The sequence below is a fragment of the Enterococcus sp. AMC1623 genome, assembly GCF_058216495.1.
The window spans coordinates 1-18,306 of sequence record NZ_JBZACX010000004.1; the positions used below are offsets into that span (position 1 = coordinate 1).

Sequence of the window (18,306 nt, forward strand, 5' to 3'; positions counted from 1 at the left end):
TCGATGTATTCTTTTTCTGCTTTGGGTATTTCAATCGGCTTTCTTCCACAACGTTTTTTATTTTTCTTATACTGTTCGAGGTATTCGAGAGCCGTTTTTCCTTGTTTAAGAAAATGATAAACATTGTAAATGGCCTGTCTACCACGCTTAAGTTTCTTGGCAACGAAAGCAACGGGTGTTTCTTGATGAAAATATGCCTCTATAATTACGAGTTCATTTGGTGTAAGATGGGTATAGGTCATTTATGTTCACTCTCCCTGTATTCTTTCGACGGAATTACAATTTGAGTGTAACATAAATGATTTTTTTATTTGTCTCGCTTAATTTTACAATCGGCGCGATATTGAATCATAAAAAAAACCTTCAATATAATATTTTTGCACAATCGTGTGCTCCTTCATTATATTGGAGGTATTGTTGATTTAATTATATATTTTACCGAATGGTAACTTCAATGTCACTGAGTGGTAAGTTCTGTGTCACTGACTGGTAATAACTATGTCACTAGTGGTAATTTTGGCTGGCGGATATCATGATACCTTAAAAATATAAGAAACATAGAAGGTTCTCTTAAACGAGAACGCTCTCCTCATAGGATTTTTGTTCAATATCTTTTTTTATATGCTGCTAACAAGGGCACCAAAATCGGCTCCAGAATCAGATAGAATCCGGCATTCCCCAGTCCGTGAAGGAGATCGAAAGGAATGCCGGCGATGTAATAGGCCCAAAAACTATTGATACCCATCAATTTTACGGAAATGACAGAGATGACGAATCCGTACAGCAGTCCTCCGAAAAAGGCAAACAGTGCAAATAGGATTCTGTGGATCTTTTTTTGATTTGTGCAGTAGAACGGCTTGACGAACACACCCGTGACCACGATCAGAAAGCCGAAACCGGCGATCTGTGCAATCGTCCACGGTCCCATTCCCAGCAGGAAGTTGGTCAAAACAATCGACAGGATGGCTACAATAAACCCATCCGCCATGCCCAATGTAAGTGTCAGGATGATCAGCACGGCTGTCACCGGCTGCACATTCGGGATGAACTGGAACACCATCCTCCCGACGTAGCACAAAGCCGTCAAAATCGACAACAGTGCTAGCCGCCTCACCCCGAAACCCACAGTCTTCTTTACATTTCTGTCAGGTTCCATACGATTACGTCTCCTTCTTGGAGCGCCACATCAGCGGCTCCGACCATCGAAGACTCGCCATTTACATCAAACAACCAATATTTGGCTTTTGTTTCGGCTGTCTCTTCCACTTGTGTATGGCCGTCGATGGCAGTGATAAAGCCATCAGCTTCTTCGATTGCATAATTTTCTCTCATGACAGCCAACAGGTTCGCGCCCGCTTCGACCTCAACCGTTTTTTCAGATCCTACGATGACTGTGCCGCCATCCGTCAATGAGATTGTAACACTAACTGTCTCCGCTGCTTCCGAGCTGACTTCCTCGGATAAAACGAGTTCTTCAGACGATGTGTCGAATGTCTCTGTTGTTGAACAGCCGTACAAAACAAAGCTTAAAGATAATACAAGTAATAATTTTTTCATATTTTACACCCCTATTATTTTCCCATACTGCCAAATTTTAGCTCTGACAAATGTCTATTAGTATTTTTTTATTCCTATAAAAGAATTATCGAAAAAATAACTTGCCACCTTTAGTTTTTGAACAATAAAATCGAAATCCTTTTTCCAATCTACATAAACGTAATGTTAATTAAAAAATATTATTAAAAACTACAGCTGCAGTCATTCCTCCAATGACAGGGCCGATTACTGGAATCCAAGCATACCCCCACTCTGAATCTCCTTTACCACGTATAGGTACAATATAGTGTGCCAGACGAGGACCAAAATCTCTGGCTGGATTTATTGCATAACCTGTAGTTCCCCCTAAAGAAATTCCTATTGACCAGACGATAAGACCCGAAGCCACAGGTGCTAGTCCATTGACCATAGGTGTATTATTAAGACCTAACGAAGCAAAAACTAATAAAAATGTACCAATAAATTCGCTGAAGAAATTTGATGATGTATCATTGATTGCCGGTCCTGTACAGAATACAGCAAGTTTTTCACTCTGATTATCGCCTTCATTAAAATGATTTTTATAGAATAACCAAACTATTAATGCTCCTAAAAATCCACCTACAAGCTGAGCGGCGATATACCCAGGAACACTGCTCCAAGGGAATTTCCCTATCGTTGCAAGCCCAAGTGTTACAGCTGGATTAATATGAGCTCCACTGATAGGACCAAATATAAAAACTGCTATAGTAACACCTAAACCCCATCCTGTTGTAATTACAATCCACCCGGAATTTTGCCCTTTTGTTTTATCTAATAATACGTTAGCAACTACTCCATCTCCTAGGATTATTAGAACCATAGTTCCTAACATTTCCGCTAGATATTTTGACATCCTTATCATCCTTTCAATTCTGAGGTAAATATTAATTTTCTTCTTAGCACAACTTTTGCAGCTGAGAATATAAGCTACCTCGTTGCTGTATTTGATTCTCTGAATGTGTGATCTACAAAATATGTGCAAAAAGACACCTCTCTTTAAATAAATGTAATCATTACATAAGAATTGTTAAGGAGAGATGCGCTGTGGCCACTATATTTACAAAATAATCATACAAATCAGGAATTGAGTTCTTCTGCGATTCATTTTTTTGAGCAGATATTTGGTATTTTACTAAGTCAGTCAAATTTTCATAATGGTATCGGGATTTCGCACGATATGTTATGATTGACATCCGTATTAGCGAAAATAACGATTCTCCGATATTCTACTGTATTGTAATTAACTGGAAAACATTCTTTTCGCATAAAAAACCTTGCTAGTGTTGGATTGGCGGAAACTAACCCTTACGGCTTATCCAACCGCTTCAAAAAAAATGGTCGATTCGTTTTTTTGAATGCAAACGTGAATTTTTAATATTAAAACTGTTTTTCAAAAACCTCTATAGCGGCCTTTGCTATCGCCATATCTTCTTGAACGGTTCCACCACTTACTCCAACTGCACCTACAACTTGTCCATCAACTATTATTGGAAGGCCTCCACCAAACGGTACTATTTTGCAGTTATTTGTTAACTGCAGCCCATAAAGACTTTCTCCTGGTTGAATGTCTGGAGTCACTTCATGCGTTCCTTTTTTTAAGGCCGCTGAAGTAAACGCTTTATTTATAGCTATTTCTGTACTTGTTATAAAGGCATCATCCATCCTATGCATAAGCATTAAGTTAGCACCTACATCTACTGCCGCAAATACTACTTGTACATTTATGTCACCTGCTTTTGCTTCTGCTGCTGCAGCCATCTCCTTCACAATCTCCAAGCTTAATTGTTTCATTTCTCTTAACTTTTTCATGACTCTTATCCTCTCATAAACAGATTTTTACTTTTCTTCTTCAAATCTGGCCATAGCATATAAGGCATCTGTCAGGCGATTTACATATTTTTTTATTTCTTCTCTTACCTGATTTTCTCTGTTCAAGGTTATTATTGCTCTCTCTGCCCTTCTTGCAACAGTTCTTGCTACATGGAGCATTGCTGATGCGGTACTCTTACCAGGAGTTACAAATCCTTTAAAAAGCCCTGCTTTCTCCATATATTTATCTATAATTTTTTCTAACTCATCTATATCGTTCTGCTGAATTATTTCCTTTAGATTCTTTAGACCTTTTTCATCACTAGCGAGTTCTGCACCTAATACGAATAACTGCTTTTGGATATACGCTATTTCATTTTTAAGTTCTTCATCCTGTATAAAGGAATAGGCAACTCCCATGGAAGAGATAACTTCATCTATAGTTCCGTAGGCTTCTACCCTTAAATTATCTTTTTCTACTCGACTACCTCCAAATAATGCTGTCGTACCCTTATCTCCAGTTCTAGTATAAATCCGACTCATACAATCCCTCCTGAAATTTATTTAAACGATATCCCCTTAACCAACCTTCCTGCATTCGCACCTAAATTTCTCAGAATGTTTTCTCCAGAGTTCAGATGTGCGCTAAATAAAGGTTCGTCCTTTTTCAGCTTATTAAAAGTTAATGCTATTTCTCCACTTTTATGGATTCCTATGCCAACAGCTAACCTTGACTCTTGTGCAGCTCGATAGCTTAACTCAGAGGCATCCGACTCTTTTTTCCTTTTAATTTCATACGGAATACCTTCTTCTTCTATACCAAAGAACAAATCACTAAAATTTGATATGTCCTTGATTTCCGAAGAGCAAAAAATACATATACTTGGTTTCTCGTACTTATTATTTTTCATCAGCTTTCTGCCTACTTCCGTTTAACGCTAAAACAAGTCCTGTTGCTACAGCATTTCTTGGCCCCTCTATTCCTCTTATGTTGCCTCTTCCCGCTACTATTCCATACTGAGAGAGGGCATCGGTAACTAGATGAGGCACCTCAAAATCTAGAGAAGATCCTCCTACCAATACTACAAACTCTATATCTCTTATATTTCCAGTCGGAGACACTATATTTAGTGCTCTGATACAATTCTCAACAAATACTTTCTCTTTGGCTGATTTTCTTATGGTTCTTATTTTTTCTAAAGAGCTCTGTCCATCTATTGGAATCAGCATGCCATCTTTTAATATAACAACTTTTGCAAATTCAGAAGGCTTTAGGGGATTTTCAAAGAACTCTACAGTACCATCTTCATGCCTTATATGGAACAAACTTTCTACCTTTGCTAGCGGATATTTCTTAATATCTTCTGCTAAGTCAAAATCTTCTAACCCTAATTCGGATTTGATCAGCATTGTTACCATATTACCAGCACCAGCCAAATGGATAGAAGATATTTCTCCTTGTTTATTTATGACAGATGCATCTGTAGAACCTGCTCCCATATCAAGGATTGCAAGGGGGGAGCTACTTCCTGGTGTAGTGAGAGCTCCTCTTATGGCCATGTCCGCTTCCACTCCTCCAACTTCTACAGCAACCTTTAATTTATCCTGGAGTTTGTCCGCAATCATCTGCATCTGAAGCTTATCAGCCTTAACCATAGCAGCTATCCCTACTGCATTTTCCATAGAGAACTCTTCTGCTAGGCCGCCCTTTATTTTCTGAGGTATGAAAGTATCTACGGCTAAAAGATCCTGAATTTTTATATCCGCTATTTTCTGATTTGTTAGCCCAGCCATCACTTGTCTTACTCTCTCAAGCATGCCGCCAGCATTTGTACCAGCTTCACCCTTTATATCTTGCACAGGAGCACATAATTTAACTGATTCCATTATTTTTGAAGCTCCATCTTGCACATCTGCCATTTCTTTACGCCTTAATCCGTCTATATGGATTTTACCTGCCGGAATTCTCTTTTCCTGTACATCTCCTTTGGGAGTCCTTATAACCACTGCAGATCTGTTTCCAATTAGAGCTCTAGATACAGGAACTATAAGCTTTGTTTGTTCTGATGATAGTCCGAAGACGGTAGCAATACCATAAGGATTTGATAAAGTTTCTACTACGCCTCCTTGATCTGCTACCTCTACTGCTGCTTTCATTGCTATTGGAACTCTTTCTAATAACGTCACTTCGTCAACAATAGGTATTTTTCTTTCTAATCTATTACTTATTAAAACCCCGTCATCTTTCTGAACTACAGCTGCTGTTATATTTATTCCTCTTTTTACGCCTGCATTTATCCGTGCAGCAGCCTCTAGAAAATTTATATCCTTCAATATCAAAACTATAAATTGATCATCTTTAGTGAGATTTTCTACCTGAATTGAGTCTAAATCTTCTATGTATATAGTATTCCCTATTCCAAGGCCTACTCCCCCTGGTGTAGAAGGATTATGCCCTATCATAGTAGATTCAGTTATTATCGTTTCAGTTATAGTTTCCATTGCTACATCCCCAATAACCGGAGCAGCTTCATTGACTCGCACTAGATCAAGATCTTTAAGCTCCATGGAAACTTTCTTTAAAGCCTGCTCTAAGGAATTGAAAACTCCTTGTGTATTTTCTTCTGTACCCTTTATTCCTGTTGTTGGAACTATTCCACTAGAAAGGAATTCTATCTTGCCATTATCCAATTTAGACAATGCAACTTCTGTTGTAGCATTCCCAATATCAACTCCTGCAATAATTTCCACATGTTTCTCCTTCCCTTAAAGCTTGCTTACTCTTGTCGTAGCTTTCCTCTTTGTTCATAAACCTCTGCCGCTTCTCTTACGAAATGTGCATTCACTTTTGCGTTGTATATATTTTCAAGTTCTTCTGCTATAACCAAAAGTTCTTCTTTTGTAGAACGATATGGCCTTAAGCAGTTGTATATCACCAATAACCTTTCATCTGGAACCGTTATCAGCTCTGATGCTCTTCTGAAGTTTCTAGCTACAGCATCTCTATTCATTGATTCAGCAATCTGTGCTTGCATTTCTAATGTTTCCTGAGATATTCTCACGTCTTCAGGTTTAATTTCTCCATTTATCACCTGTTCCAGCGTTATGTCTTCCAATTTCTTTCCAGTTGGCGTTTTTATAAATTGAGGACTTTTAGTCGCTAAAGGATAGTCTTGCGAATTCATATTTCTTTTTTCCATTAAATTTTTCCTCCTTCCAATTTAAAATTTAACTTCTATTTCTATAGGTTTTCTGCCCACCATTACGTGCTTGGTTTCTTTTATATGAAGCAATGCTGCTTTTGCCATAAACTTAGGTCTTGCCATTTGATCGTTTACAATTGGAACTGGGGTTGGTGATTCACCTTTAGCATATTTTGCTGCATTTTTTCCTATCAACCTATAAGTCTCAAGTGTTATCAATGGGGCCTGTGAAAAAAGCTCCAGATTATTTAAAGGAAGTAAGTCTTTGTGGTGTATAACCGTAGTTCCTTTTGATTGAATCCCTATGCCTATTCCTGATCCACTTAATTTGGCTGCATCATTAGCTATAAATGACACATCCGATGTTCTAATTATTCTGACTACACGAGCATTTAATCCTTCTTCCTCAATTCCTGCTATAATTTCTTTCAGTACATCGCTGTGAGGGATACTAACTATCGTTTTATTCTGGAACTTATGGAAAGCTGGAGCAAGTCCTATAACAACCTCACTTTCTTTTGTACCAGCTTTTGCTTCTCCTACTTCTAAGAGCTCAAGCTCTGGTATAGCATATTTATTTTCTGTATTGTTCATAATTTTCACCTCCATTACTTACTCAATATCTTCTGGTCTTATTATGTTGGGAATGTTTTTAATCTCTTCCCATCTCTCTTCACTGATTCTATACCCCGTTCCAGGTCCCATATAATTATTTATATCGTTAACTGCGCTTATAACATCAAAATTTTTATCCAATATTGCAGATGTCTGCAAATAGTCTCCAGTCACTCTCTGCTTAAGCATATTTAATACGTTATTTGCTACATCATCAAATCCATTTCTACTTAATGCTTTAACTATATCCAGACCAGTAATTCTCTTTTTAAGCATCTCTTCTGCAGCTTTCAAATCTTCAACTACATTTCTAGCCGGCATATCTTTACTGCCATGAGCGTACGTTGCTGCTTCTACCTCTTCATCAGTAATAGCTGGGAACCCAAGGTCCATAAATACTGCTTGTATTGCTTTTGCAGCTTTATTCCTTATTGCAATAGTTTCTTCTTCTGAAACTGGTCTTAATCCGCCATCTACCTTTAAATCTCTTTGGAGCACATTATAATCATCAAAATCCTCTGCATCAAAATTTGACCCAGCGAACATATTGTCGTAGTTTGGAACTGCACTGTATCCAGAGAATATAAAATCTGTCCCTGGAAGCATCTGCATAAGCGACCTGGCAGTTCTCCTTATATCTGAATGCGAGAAAGTTTGGTCATTTGCTGAAGCTACTTCTAAATCAAGCATAGTAGTTATAAGGTTTTCGGCAAGTACTGCTCTTATTCCAGATGGAACTGCACCTGTCATTCCTATACAGCTGACTGCACCATTTTGAAGCCCCTGAACGCCAGCTCCTTTTGTTAAATATATACACCTTGCTTCCAAGTAAAGCATTGACTTTCCTTCTGAATATCCCATTAGTGCTTCTGAACCTGTCCCTGATGTAAATCGCATTTTAAGTCCTCTTGAAGCATAGGCTGATGCTAAAAATGCTTTTGACCACGGAGTGTCGTCTCCATCTGTAAATGCTTCTTCAACTCCGTATACTGAAACGGTTTCTGCGTAACTTGTAAGCCCTCTCATGCCAAGATCAAGCTCTGTAGCTTCTTCTACAGAACATTGGGTTAGAATCCCTCCACGTCCTACTTGAGAACCTACAAGAAGCGCTAATGCATTAAATGGCGCATATCTTACTATCCCAACTGTCGTTTCCTGTTCTGAGAATCCTCTGATGCCTGCTTCTGCTGCATCTGCTGCAATCTGCACTGGGTTATCCTTTAAATTTGTAACGTGACACTGATTTGATGGAGTTTTTCTAGCCCTCATTTTTTGAAGAGCCATCATCATTTCTACTACATTCATGTGTGATACAACTTCTACTATTTTAGCTGGAGTTATAGATGTTGTTATTTTTATAATTTCAGCTCTACCAACATTTATATCTACAAGCATCTGCGCTATTTTAAGCGATTCTAAGCTCATAGACTTCTCAGCATCTTTTAGATTAATTGCATAGTCAGCTATAAATCTGTCTATGATATCGAAGTCTTCTCTTTTTTTTCCATCAAGTTCAACTATTACTCCATTTTCAATCTTTATAGATGCGTCAGGATCGTTTGGGCTTCCCATAGCTATTAAGCCCTCTTCTGACCATTCACCTATAAGACCATCTTGATTTACAGGCCGCTGAGCCAACATTTCAAATCGCTTTGATTTCATCATTATTCCCCCTTTTTCTAAAAACTGCTTTTTGTCTATTGTTAAATCATAGTCATGCACTGACGGTAAGCAGAAGATGCTATCTCTTCATAATTATTTTCAATCTCACTAAGATAGCTTTTTTTACAATAAATTAAAACCCACGATACTCTTAATAAATACCTACTGAATAATTTTAAAACCCTATCGTAATAGTTTTTTATTTATTTTTATATAGAAACTTGAAACAGATCAGAAAGCTACACTATGAAAAAATATGATCCATAATTATTGGCCCCATCACTTTTGTCCGTTGTGTGGGAATTTTTATACTTGCCCTCACACATTGGGCTTCAGAAATAAAATTTCTACATGATACCGAACTATTGTATTAAATGAATACAATAAAATTTGAAATGTATTCAATGGCATTGATTACTAAAAATATACTATGCTTCTTCTGCTTTAAATTTTTGTATTACTTCGTTAAATATAACCCCGATAGCAGTAGCTCCAGCATCCGGAAAATTAATGCTTCGCTCACCGACATAAGTGGCCCTACCTTTAGAAGCTATCATTTCTTTTGTTTTTTCAGCACCCTTTACAGCTTCTTCTGCACTATTTCTAGCCGCCTCTACGAAAGGCTCTCCCTTTTCAGCACTCAGTTTCAAGGACTCAGTTGCTGGAATTAAAGCATCAAGCAACGTCTTGTCACCAAGCTTGGCTCCTCCACGTTTCTGTATTCCCTCCACAGCACACTGGAAAAGTTCTGCAATCTCTTTTAAATTTAATTCTGTTTTACCCTTTGCATATTTTGCTGCACTTCTAAAAGCCGAACCCCATATAGGACCGGAAGCACCTCCGCAGTGCTCGGTGATAATCATTCCACACGCTTTAAGAAATGCCCCAATATCTTCCTTAGGAAGCTCTTCCCATTCGTTCTTTAATACTTTGAATCCCTTAGCAACAGACATCCCGAAATCGCCATCTCCTGCAATCGAATCCAATTCACAGAAATAAACTTCATTTTCAATAATTACATCGCTCATATAATCCACAATTTTCACTACATTTGATACTGATAAATTTTCCACTATATATTCCTCCAAAGAAGTTGAACTATCTTTATTTAATTATCACTCACGAATATCTCACCTAAGCATCTATACCTTAAAAGCAGGAGCATCCGATGGATAATCCAATAACTCTTTCAGCTCTTCATCTAATTTCATAAGGGAGATTGATGCGCCACTCATATCAATTGCTGTCATATAATTGCCCACAAAAGTTTTGTACACATTTATATTCTTATTTTCCAAAATTTTGTTAACCGAATTATTTAAAAGATATAATTCTTGTAATGGAGTCGATCCAAATCCGTTTACCATCAGCGCTATGTCGTCGCCAGATTCATAAGGCAGATCTACAATAATTCGATTAAGCATTTTTTCCGCAAGTTCATCTGCTGATACTATTTTTTCACGCGCTATACCAGGCTCCCCATGAATTCCTACACCAAATTCCATTTCATCGTCACCAAGGGTGAATGTAGGTGATCCTTTTGCTGGAACAGTGCATGAGGTAAAAGCAAATCCGATGGATCTTACATTTTGTATCGCTTTTTCAGCTGCAGTTTTGACTTTTAAAAGTTCATGTCCCTTTTCAGCAGCTGCACCTGCTATTTTATGAACAAATACAGTGCCTGCAACACCTCTTCTTCCAATGGTATAAAGGCTGTCTTTTACTGCTACATCATCGTTTACATAAACCTTTTCAACCTTTATATCATCATCTTCAGCCATTTCTGCAGCTCCATCAAAGTTCATGCAGTCTCCAGAGTAGTTCTTTATAATCAAAAGTGTTCCTTTATTTGATTCGGTTTCTGTAATTGCATTATAAACCTGTATCGTTGAAGGAGAGGCAAACACATCTCCACAAACTGCAGCGTCCAGCATACCTTTACCCACAAATCCACCATGAGCTGGTTCATGACCACTACCACCACCGCTAATCAAACTTACTTTATTTTTATTTAACTCTTTTCTTGTTATAAGTTTATATTTTTTGTTGAAACTTAATTGTTCTGGGTGTGCTTTAGCCATACCTTCACACATTTCTATTACAATATCTTCAACTTTATTAATGATTTTTTTCATTATTCGCTCTCTTTTCCTTTTAATTCTTATTTCGTTTATCTGATATTTCTTAAAAAATTGTTGGAAATGACATAGCATAAATAGATTCTATTTGAATGCGTACTTGATTAATAACTCCCTTTTTTGTAAAAATAATTAAAAAAAACAACAAGAATGAAAGTCTTTGAACTCGTATTACTTAATATACTGAATAAAATTATAGGTAAAAATAAATATAAAAGGAGGCTAGGATGATTGTATTCCAGCCTCCTTTCATACATTTATTTCAGCCTGATACCTGAAATAAGTTAACCTTTACGCATCGTAGGCTTGTTGGTACAATTTAATAATATCCTCTTTTGTACCGACCCTAGGATTAGAAAATGCATTCCCATCTTTCAAAGCATTTTCTGCCATCATATCAAAATCTTTAGGTAATGCACCCAGAGATTTAATGTTCGTTGGAATACCGACATCTTCGGAAATACGAACCATTGCTTGGATAGCTTTCTCAGCAGCTTCCATCACTGTTAACCCCTCGATATTTTCACCTAAGAATTGAGCAATATCAGCAAACCGTTGCGGATTACTGATAATATTCCATCTTTCAACAGTCGGCATTAAAACGGCACAACAAACACCATGAGGAGCATCATACTGACCACCTAATTGATGAGCCATTGCATGAACATAACCTAAGTCTGCATTATTAAAGGCCATTCCAGCCAAAATTGAAGCATACGCCATATTTGTTCTTGCTTCTATGTCATGTCCATTAGCTACTGCACGTCTCAAATACTTAGCAATTAATTTTATCCCTTGAATTGCTTGAGCATCAGTAATAGGATTTCGATTCACAGATACATAAGACTCCACACAGTGCGTCAGTGCGTCCATACCTGTTGCAGCTGTCAAAGCTGTCGGGACATCTAGCATTAGCATTGGATCATTAAATGATACCAGGGGAACATTGCGCCAGGAGACAACAACGAATTTTAGGTGCGTCTTTTCATTTGTAATTACAGCATGTCGCGTAATTTCTGAAGCTGTTCCAGCCGTAGTATTTACAGCCATCAATGGTGGTAAAGGATATTCCAATGTTTCAATCCCTGCACATGCAGCTAGGTCGTCTCCATTTGACAAGACAATACCGATTCCTTTTCCACAGTCATGAGCTGACCCCCCACCGATTGTAATAATTGAATCACATTGATTTTTAAGATATAGTTTCTTTCCATCCTCAACATTTCGGATTTTTGGATTTGGTTCTACACCATCAAAAATCACATAGTCAACATTGGCTGCTTTAAGAGAGTCTTCTGCCTGCTTAACGGGACCATTAGCCAATTCTCTCAAAAATTTATCTGTAACAATTAACACTTTGTTCATATTCAACATTTTTGCTCTTTCTCCGACCTTTTTAACTACCCCAGGTCCAAAGAAATTCACATTAGGCATCATAAAATCATAGTTTTCTTTTGTCATATTTATTCCTCAGTTCTGTAAAATTCTTTTTTACTTATTAATATATAATTCTTTTAATTGTTGTTCGATAACATTGTTAGCCACATTTGCCTGCAAAAGTGCTGCTGCAGTGTATGAACCTTCAACTATTGGTACATCGTAAATTGTAATCGACTTTTCACTGAGCTCTCTCGCCATTTCCAAATTCATCTTCGCACTGCCTAGATCATAAAATGCCAATAAATTATCAGACGGATGTTGCTCAATCAATTGAAGAATATTATCAAAACTAGTACCAATTTCAACTTCAGATATGCCACCAACCACTTCAATATTGACATCACTGGCGACTTCTTGAAGTAATCGATTGATTCCTTTTGCGATTTCATAAACGTGAGAGACAATAATAATTCCTGTTGTCATCATTCGGCCTCCGCTTCTAACATAGCGTGAAATAGCAATGCAGAGGAATATGCCCCTGGATCGATATGTCCAATGGAACGTTCACCGACATATGAAGCACGACCTTTTTTAGCCTTTAGAGGTTTTGTTGCTTCAACTGCCTCATCAATAACCTCATCTGTTAATCCATCATTTTCTAATGCCAAAACAACTGGTGCCCAAACATCGATCATTGTTTTATCCCCAACTTCGGCTTTCCCACGTTTTTGAATGCTTTCTAAGCCACCCTGTAATATTTTTCTCCATGATGATTCACCTTCTTGATATGTTTTCAACATACCCATAAATGCTGAACCATATAATGGACCTGACGCACCCCCGACCTTGCTTAGTAAATTAGCCGTAACTATCTTCAAAAGCGCTTCTAGTGAATCGGGAGATTGTGTATCGATTGCTTCAACAACGTAGGTCATACCTCGTGACATGTTATTCCCATGATCGCTATCCCCAATTGGTGTATCAAGCTGGGTTAGATAGTCTTTTTCTTGTTGAATTTTCTCATTAAATAATTTCATCCAACGAATTCCTGTTTGTATATCCATTATGGGTTCGGACCCCTTTCGTATAACCTATAATCTGATATAATATTTACCAACTTATAGTCGTAACTGGTGCTTTTAATGCTTCAATATAAAAATCATTTTCCAAATAGAGTAAAGTTAAGGACAACCCTTGCATTTCAAGCGATGTCATAAAGTTGCCTACCTTGTAAAAGTCAACAGATAATTCACGATTACTCAAAAGCTGTTGGACATCATTTGTAAAGACATATTGTTCCATTAATGGCGTTCCACCTAGCCCGTTGACTATCACTGCAAAACGGCCTTTTTCCTTCGCACCAAATTCATTTACTAATTTCGTTAATAGTTCATTTGCAAGATTCTGAGATGTTTGTAATTTTTCTCTGCGATATCCAGGCTCACCGTGAATTCCTACTCCGTATTCAATCTCATCTTCGGCCAATACAAAGCTTGGCTGATTGCTTCCTGGTGTAGTTACACCAGTCAGTGCGAGTCCAATCGATTTGATATTCGGAATTAAATTCTTGGATAATTCTTTGATTTCTGTGATCGACTTTCCTTGCTGAGCTGCGTAACCTAATATTTTATGAACGAGAATCGTTCCGGCTACTCCCCGTTTTCCTTGGGTATATAAGCTATCTTCAACAGCGATATCATCATCTACAACTACACTCGCTACTTCGATACCTTCCATTTCAGCTAGTTCTTGAGCCATTTCAAAATTCATAATATCTCCAGAATAATTCTTGATCACCAAGAAGACACCAGCACCTTCATCTGATACCTTGATCGCCTCTAAAATTTGATCTGGCGTTGGGGAAGTAAATACTTCACCACAGATTGCAGCAGATAACATGCCTTTGCCGACGAATCCAGCATGAGCCGGTTCGTGTCCGCTTCCGCCTCCAGAAATAATAGCCACTTTTCCATTTTTTTCCTCTTTACGTTGGATAATCCCAGTCTCAGGTATCCTTTGGATTAAGTCAGGGTGGCTCACAATCATACCTTGTAACATTTCATCAACAATATTACTGGGATTGTTCATGATTTTCTTCATCTATTTCCATCCTTTGATCCATATTTTTAGAATTATTTTTATTTTGCTTGTTTGCGTAGTTTATAATTGCGTCCCAGTGCGTCAGCTGCCATGATGGCTGCTTTTACTTGTTCAACATCAACTGTAAATGGCATAGAATGAATTGATTCTTCTGGAATGCAAGATTTCTCTGCTACTTCAGTTAATTGCTCATCAGTGATGCTCTTAACTCCGATGTCTTCTAGACAAACTGGTAATCCAATCGATAACGAGAAGTCTAATACTTCGTACAACTCTTTCGATGGTGCGTTTTCAAGAATCAATTGGCAAATCACACCAAAAGCAACCTTCTCACCATGAGTAGCTCCATGAGCATCATGTAGAATGGTAAGTCCATCATGAATCGCGTGAATGGCAGCTAAACCGCCACTTTCGAATCCAAGCCCGGACAATAAAATATTTGCTTCAATAATATTTTCTAGTGCAGGTGTAACGACATTTAGATCTGAAGATTCTTTTGCTTTATAACCATCCTCTAATAAGGTTTCATAGCATAATTTAGCAAGGGCTAAAGCTGTATTTGTACTTTTAGCAGGCGGACATACACCTTCTCGTGCACCACAGGGTAGTCCCGCGTTTACATTTGCGAATGCTCTGCTTGTTGCTCTAGCTTCAAAGTAGGTAGAGAGTGCGTCTCCCATACCAGAAACCAAAAATCGTGTAGGTGCTTGGGCAATAATAGTCGTATCGATCAAAACAACTGAAGGACTTTGCATAAAATATGCATAATCATCAAATTCACCAGCTTCTGTGTAGAGTACTGCAGAGTGACTGGTAGGTGCATCTGTCGCTACAATAGTCGGCACGATAATCAAGTTCTTCCCTTCAGCTACAACCTTAGAAGTGTCAATAGCTTTGCCTCCACCAAGACCGATAATACAGTCACATGACTCTTTCTTAGCTAGCTCTTGCAAACGAGAAGCCTCCACCCGAGAAGCCTCGCCGTGAAAATTAGTTTCGATAAATTCGACACCAAATTTTGCTGCCGTCTTTTCTAGTTTTTCTCGTACGCGGTTTACATCGTCTTGATTAGCAATCAACAAAGCTTTTTCCCCAAATGTCTTTACAAAGTAACCTAAATTCAATAACTCATTTTCCCCTTGGACATATTTTGTTGGACTAATTAACGCTTTTCTCATTTTTATTCCTCCTAATTTTTGTTGAAATACAATAACTCATTGAATTACTAACTAAGGAACCCCTTACATAATTCAGATGATTCCCTTCCTTGAAACTAGAGTCATCTTAACAAGTAAGCGCTATCAACTCAACAGACAAACAACATCATTTGTCCGATTCAATTGTTTTAAGGATGATGTATAATGAAAAATAATATAATATGATAGTTAATACGTTTTCGAAGGGGCCACAAAGTATGAACCGACAAAACGCAACGAAGGAAATCATTGCTTATTCCTTCAAATATCTCGCACGTGAAAAGGATATTGATAAAATATCAATTACAGATATAATGGACCAGACAGATTTCCGCCGTCAGACTTTTTATGATCATTTTGATGACAAGTACGATTTAATTACTTGGATTTTTTCATATGAAACCTCTAAATTAATTCAATCACTTACGGTTTGGGAAAAGTGGCAAGAAGGATTACTCTATCTATTGAATTATCTTGAAGAAAACAGTAATTATTATAAGAAGGTTTTCTCAAACATGAAGTTCGATTCATTTAAGGAGTATTTTGCGTATTATATTAGGCAAATTGTTAAAAAAGTCGTGAATGACTATTTTCGAATACACGTTATTTCTAATAAGAACCAAGCTATTATTGAGACAACAACTGACTTTTATGCTTATGGATTGTCAGAAATGCTATATCGCTGGGTTCTCGGAGGCTGCGAGCTTAATAGTGAAATATATCACAAAATAATTATCCAAGTGATTGGCTATAGAACTCAGCCTTAAATTGCTTTGTTATTATGTATATAACTTACAACATATTAAGGAAAAATATTGACTATGCACTGCTTACGAAGGAAGTGATTGGTTATGCAAGAATATATTTTAGCTATTGATCAAGGAACATCAACAACTCGTGCAATTATTATTGACCGCCAAGGAAATTATATTGGCACTGCATCTCAAAAATTTGAACAACTTGTTCCACAATCTGGCTGGGTGGAACAAGATCCGAATGTGATTTGGCAATCAGTCTGTACTGTGATTCATAAAGTTATGGAGGGGTCTTGTATATCATTCCATCAAATTAAAGCGCTTGGAATTACAAATCAACGCGAAACATCTATTGTATGGGATCGACAGACTGGGCAACCAATTTACAATGCCATTGTGTGGAGCTCTAATCAATCACTAGATATCATTAACAAATTTAAACAAGATGACGTTGAAAATTACATACATGAAAAAACTGGATTAGTGCTTAGTCCCTACTTCTCTGCTAGTAAAATTCGCTGGATCCTCGATCATAAATTAGGTTCACAAGAAAGAGCAGAACGTGGAGAGTTAGCTTTTGGAACAGTTGATAGTTGGCTTATTTGGAAACTTACAAATGGTAAATTACACTGCACCGATCACACAAATGCATCACGGACGATGTTATTTAATATTCACACCTTGGAATGGGATGATTACTTACTAAATCTATTTAATATTCCAAAAAATATGTTGCCGGAAACTTATCCAAGCTCTTATGTTTATGGACTGACCGATTCAGATATTTTTGATGGAGTGAACATTCCAATTGCTGGCGTTGTGGGAAATCAGCAAGCAGCGTTATTCGGTCAATTAGCCTTTCATCCTGGCCAAGTAAAAAGCACTTATGGTCAAGGAACTTTTATTGTCATGAATACCGGATCTGAACCGAAAATGTCTAAACACAGGTTACTCACCACAATTGGTTATTCGATTGACAATCAAATAACTTATGCACTTGAAGGATCTGCTCTTATTTCAGGTAGTGCAATTGAATGGTTGAAAGAAGGCTTGAATTTATTTGAATCAATAGCGGATTCAGAAATTTTTGCACTTGAAGCTGAAACTAATTCCGGAGTTTACGTTGTCCCTTCCTTTCGAGGAATAGGTGCTCCATATTGGGATTCAAGCGCACGAGGATCTATTCTGGGAATCAATGAATTCACAAGTCGACGAGAATTGATTCGAGCAACTTTGGAATCCCTTGCCTATCAAGTCAGTGATATTATTGAATTAATGGAATTAGATACTGATATCGTAATAGATATCCTTTACGTTGATGGTGGATCTGCACAAAATAATCTATTAGTACAGTTTCAAGCAGACATTCTCGGAAAAACAGTCGAGCGTACCGAACGCTTAGAGACCACTGGATTAGGGGCTGCTTACCTTGCTGGTTTAGCAGTTGGTTATTGGCGTAATCAAAACGAACTTGCTGCTTTAGTATCTGCAAACGAACAGTTTAAGCCTAATATGAGTATTAAAGAACGTCAAGAACGACTGCACGGTTGGCATAGTGCTGTTAAAGCAACACTCTATTATGCTAAGTTATTACACAAATAATTATTTTCATAGAAAAGTTATATACTCTCGCTGAGTACTTTTAAATACGGATTTACCGGCACACTTTAGTTTCAGTTCGCACTCACAAAGCGTAATCAAGCAGGCTGGGTCATAACTAGCTGAAAAAAGGTTCCAATCAGCTGCATAATAAAAACTCTAACTTTTAGGGGTCGCCACCTTACCGTTTTTTGGTAACTACTCTTTTCCTTTTTTAAGGTTTAAATACCTGGAAGTTTAGGTGTTGTGGGTATTGGTGGTGTAGGGAGCT

At 37.6% G+C, this 18,306-nt stretch carries 17 protein-coding genes and 2 pseudogenes; 2 read left to right on the plus strand and 17 right to left on the minus strand.

Annotated elements, in window-relative coordinates; all coding sequences use genetic code 11:
- The 17 genes and pseudogenes from AC4BC7_RS17455 to AC4BC7_RS17535 form a co-directional block, all read right to left on the minus strand.
- Positions 1–242 (minus strand): annotated as a pseudogene (locus AC4BC7_RS17455) (IS30 family transposase); the annotation flags it as partial.
- Between the two features lie 362 nt (positions 243–604).
- On the minus strand, positions 605–1,156 hold the full coding sequence (locus AC4BC7_RS17460) for an ECF transporter S component (RefSeq protein WP_490503673.1): 552 nt from the start codon (positions 1,154–1,156) through the stop codon (positions 605–607).
- Positions 1,135–1,557, minus strand: coding sequence for a DUF4430 domain-containing protein (locus AC4BC7_RS17465; protein ID WP_490503672.1), 423 nt, complete (start codon positions 1,555–1,557; stop codon positions 1,135–1,137). Before AC4BC7_RS17465 ends, AC4BC7_RS17460 begins: the two co-directional genes overlap by 22 nt.
- Before the next feature lie 169 nt (positions 1,558–1,726).
- Positions 1,727–2,431, minus strand: coding sequence for an MIP/aquaporin family protein (locus AC4BC7_RS17470; RefSeq protein ID WP_490503671.1), 705 nt, complete (start codon positions 2,429–2,431; stop codon positions 1,727–1,729).
- A 524-nt stretch (positions 2,432–2,955) separates the two neighbouring features.
- Positions 2,956–3,387, minus strand: a complete 432-nt coding sequence (locus tag AC4BC7_RS17475; protein WP_490503670.1) for a GlcG/HbpS family heme-binding protein — start codon at positions 3,385–3,387, stop codon at positions 2,956–2,958.
- 27 nt (positions 3,388–3,414) lie between these two features.
- On the minus strand, positions 3,415–3,930 hold the full coding sequence (locus tag AC4BC7_RS17480; RefSeq protein ID WP_068561802.1) for a cob(I)yrinic acid a,c-diamide adenosyltransferase: 516 nt from the start codon (positions 3,928–3,930) through the stop codon (positions 3,415–3,417).
- A 17-nt stretch (positions 3,931–3,947) separates the two neighbouring features.
- Complete coding sequence (locus AC4BC7_RS17485) at positions 3,948–4,298, minus strand: glycerol dehydratase reactivase beta/small subunit family protein (protein ID WP_068561800.1); 351 nt, start codon at positions 4,296–4,298, stop codon at positions 3,948–3,950.
- Positions 4,288–6,138: a diol dehydratase reactivase subunit alpha gene (locus AC4BC7_RS17490; RefSeq protein WP_490503668.1), complete on the minus strand. Its 1,851-nt coding sequence runs from the start codon at positions 6,136–6,138 to the stop codon at positions 4,288–4,290. Before AC4BC7_RS17490 ends, AC4BC7_RS17485 begins: the two co-directional genes overlap by 11 nt.
- A gap of 26 nt (positions 6,139–6,164) precedes the next feature.
- Positions 6,165–6,587: a diol dehydratase small subunit gene (locus tag AC4BC7_RS17495; protein WP_490503667.1), complete on the minus strand. Its 423-nt coding sequence runs from the start codon at positions 6,585–6,587 to the stop codon at positions 6,165–6,167.
- Between the two features lie 21 nt (positions 6,588–6,608).
- Positions 6,609–7,184, minus strand: a complete 576-nt coding sequence (locus AC4BC7_RS17500; RefSeq protein ID WP_068561795.1) for a propanediol/glycerol family dehydratase medium subunit — start codon at positions 7,182–7,184, stop codon at positions 6,609–6,611.
- An 18-nt stretch (positions 7,185–7,202) separates the two neighbouring features.
- Positions 7,203–8,870 (minus strand): propanediol/glycerol family dehydratase large subunit, encoded by a 1,668-nt coding sequence (locus AC4BC7_RS17505; protein ID WP_490504522.1) that lies wholly within the window; start codon positions 8,868–8,870, stop codon positions 7,203–7,205.
- A 425-nt stretch (positions 8,871–9,295) separates the two neighbouring features.
- Positions 9,296–11,002: pseudogene (gene dhaK / locus AC4BC7_RS17510) on the minus strand (dihydroxyacetone kinase subunit DhaK).
- A gap of 294 nt (positions 11,003–11,296) precedes the next feature.
- Complete coding sequence (locus AC4BC7_RS17515; RefSeq protein WP_141426427.1) at positions 11,297–12,466, minus strand: iron-containing alcohol dehydrogenase; 1,170 nt, start codon at positions 12,464–12,466, stop codon at positions 11,297–11,299.
- A gap of 30 nt (positions 12,467–12,496) precedes the next feature.
- Positions 12,497–12,871 carry a dihydroxyacetone kinase phosphoryl donor subunit DhaM gene (dhaM, locus tag AC4BC7_RS17520; RefSeq protein ID WP_069027568.1) on the minus strand — a complete coding sequence of 125 codons (375 nt, stop codon included), beginning with the start codon at positions 12,869–12,871 and terminating at the stop codon, positions 12,497–12,499.
- Positions 12,868–13,449: a dihydroxyacetone kinase subunit DhaL gene (dhaL, locus tag AC4BC7_RS17525; protein ID WP_490503664.1), complete on the minus strand. Its 582-nt coding sequence runs from the start codon at positions 13,447–13,449 to the stop codon at positions 12,868–12,870. Before dhaL ends, dhaM begins: the two co-directional genes overlap by 4 nt.
- A gap of 46 nt (positions 13,450–13,495) precedes the next feature.
- Positions 13,496–14,485, minus strand: coding sequence for a dihydroxyacetone kinase subunit DhaK (gene dhaK, locus AC4BC7_RS17530; RefSeq protein WP_069027566.1), 990 nt, complete (start codon positions 14,483–14,485; stop codon positions 13,496–13,498).
- 38 nt (positions 14,486–14,523) lie between these two features.
- Positions 14,524–15,663: a glycerol dehydrogenase gene (locus tag AC4BC7_RS17535; RefSeq protein ID WP_490503663.1), complete on the minus strand. Its 1,140-nt coding sequence runs from the start codon at positions 15,661–15,663 to the stop codon at positions 14,524–14,526.
- Between the two features lie 236 nt (positions 15,664–15,899).
- Here AC4BC7_RS17535 and AC4BC7_RS17540 point away from each other — a divergent pair, with 236 nt between their 5' ends.
- Together AC4BC7_RS17540 and glpK are read left to right on the plus strand one after the other, a co-directional pair.
- Positions 15,900–16,448, plus strand: coding sequence for a TetR/AcrR family transcriptional regulator C-terminal domain-containing protein (locus AC4BC7_RS17540; protein ID WP_069027564.1), 549 nt, complete (start codon positions 15,900–15,902; stop codon positions 16,446–16,448).
- A gap of 84 nt (positions 16,449–16,532) precedes the next feature.
- A complete protein-coding gene (gene glpK, locus AC4BC7_RS17545; protein WP_258529770.1) occupies positions 16,533–18,038 on the plus strand; it encodes a glycerol kinase GlpK in 1,506 nt (501 codons plus the stop codon).
- The last annotated feature ends 268 nt before the right edge of the window (positions 18,039–18,306 follow it).

Bases quoted from the DNA above. Each gene is read 5' to 3' on its own strand.
- AC4BC7_RS17460 (WP_490503673.1), bottom strand. From the start codon at position 1,156: ATGGAACCTGACAGAAATGTAAAGAAGACTGTGGGTTTCGGGGTGAGG.
- AC4BC7_RS17475 (WP_490503670.1), bottom strand. From the start codon at position 3,387: ATGAAAAAGTTAAGAGAAATGAAACAATTAAGCTTGGAGATTGTGAAG.
- AC4BC7_RS17485 (WP_068561800.1), bottom strand. From the start codon at position 4,298: ATGAAAAATAATAAGTACGAGAAACCAAGTATATGTATTTTTTGCTCT.
- AC4BC7_RS17515 (WP_141426427.1), bottom strand. From the start codon at position 12,466: ATGACAAAAGAAAACTATGATTTTATGATGCCTAATGTGAATTTCTTT.
- dhaK (WP_069027566.1), bottom strand. From the start codon at position 14,485: ATGAAGAAAATCATGAACAATCCCAGTAATATTGTTGATGAAATGTTA.
- AC4BC7_RS17495 (WP_490503667.1), bottom strand. From the start codon at position 6,587: ATGGAAAAAAGAAATATGAATTCGCAAGACTATCCTTTAGCGACTAAA.
- dhaM (WP_069027568.1), bottom strand. From the start codon at position 12,871: ATGATGACAACAGGAATTATTATTGTCTCTCACGTTTATGAAATCGCA.
- AC4BC7_RS17505 (WP_490504522.1), bottom strand. From the start codon at position 8,870: ATGATGAAATCAAAGCGATTTGAAATGTTGGCTCAGCGGCCTGTAAAT.
- AC4BC7_RS17540 (WP_069027564.1), top strand. From the start codon at position 15,900: ATGAACCGACAAAACGCAACGAAGGAAATCATTGCTTATTCCTTCAAA.
- AC4BC7_RS17500 (WP_068561795.1), bottom strand. From the start codon at position 7,184: ATGAACAATACAGAAAATAAATATGCTATACCAGAGCTTGAGCTCTTA.
- glpK (WP_258529770.1), top strand. From the start codon at position 16,533: ATGCAAGAATATATTTTAGCTATTGATCAAGGAACATCAACAACTCGT.
- AC4BC7_RS17465 (WP_490503672.1), bottom strand. From the start codon at position 1,557: ATGAAAAAATTATTACTTGTATTATCTTTAAGCTTTGTTTTGTACGGC.
- AC4BC7_RS17535 (WP_490503663.1), bottom strand. From the start codon at position 15,663: ATGAGAAAAGCGTTAATTAGTCCAACAAAATATGTCCAAGGGGAAAAT.
- AC4BC7_RS17470 (WP_490503671.1), bottom strand. From the start codon at position 2,431: ATGTCAAAATATCTAGCGGAAATGTTAGGAACTATGGTTCTAATAATC.
- AC4BC7_RS17480 (WP_068561802.1), bottom strand. From the start codon at position 3,930: ATGAGTCGGATTTATACTAGAACTGGAGATAAGGGTACGACAGCATTA.
- dhaL (WP_490503664.1), bottom strand. From the start codon at position 13,449: ATGGATATACAAACAGGAATTCGTTGGATGAAATTATTTAATGAGAAA.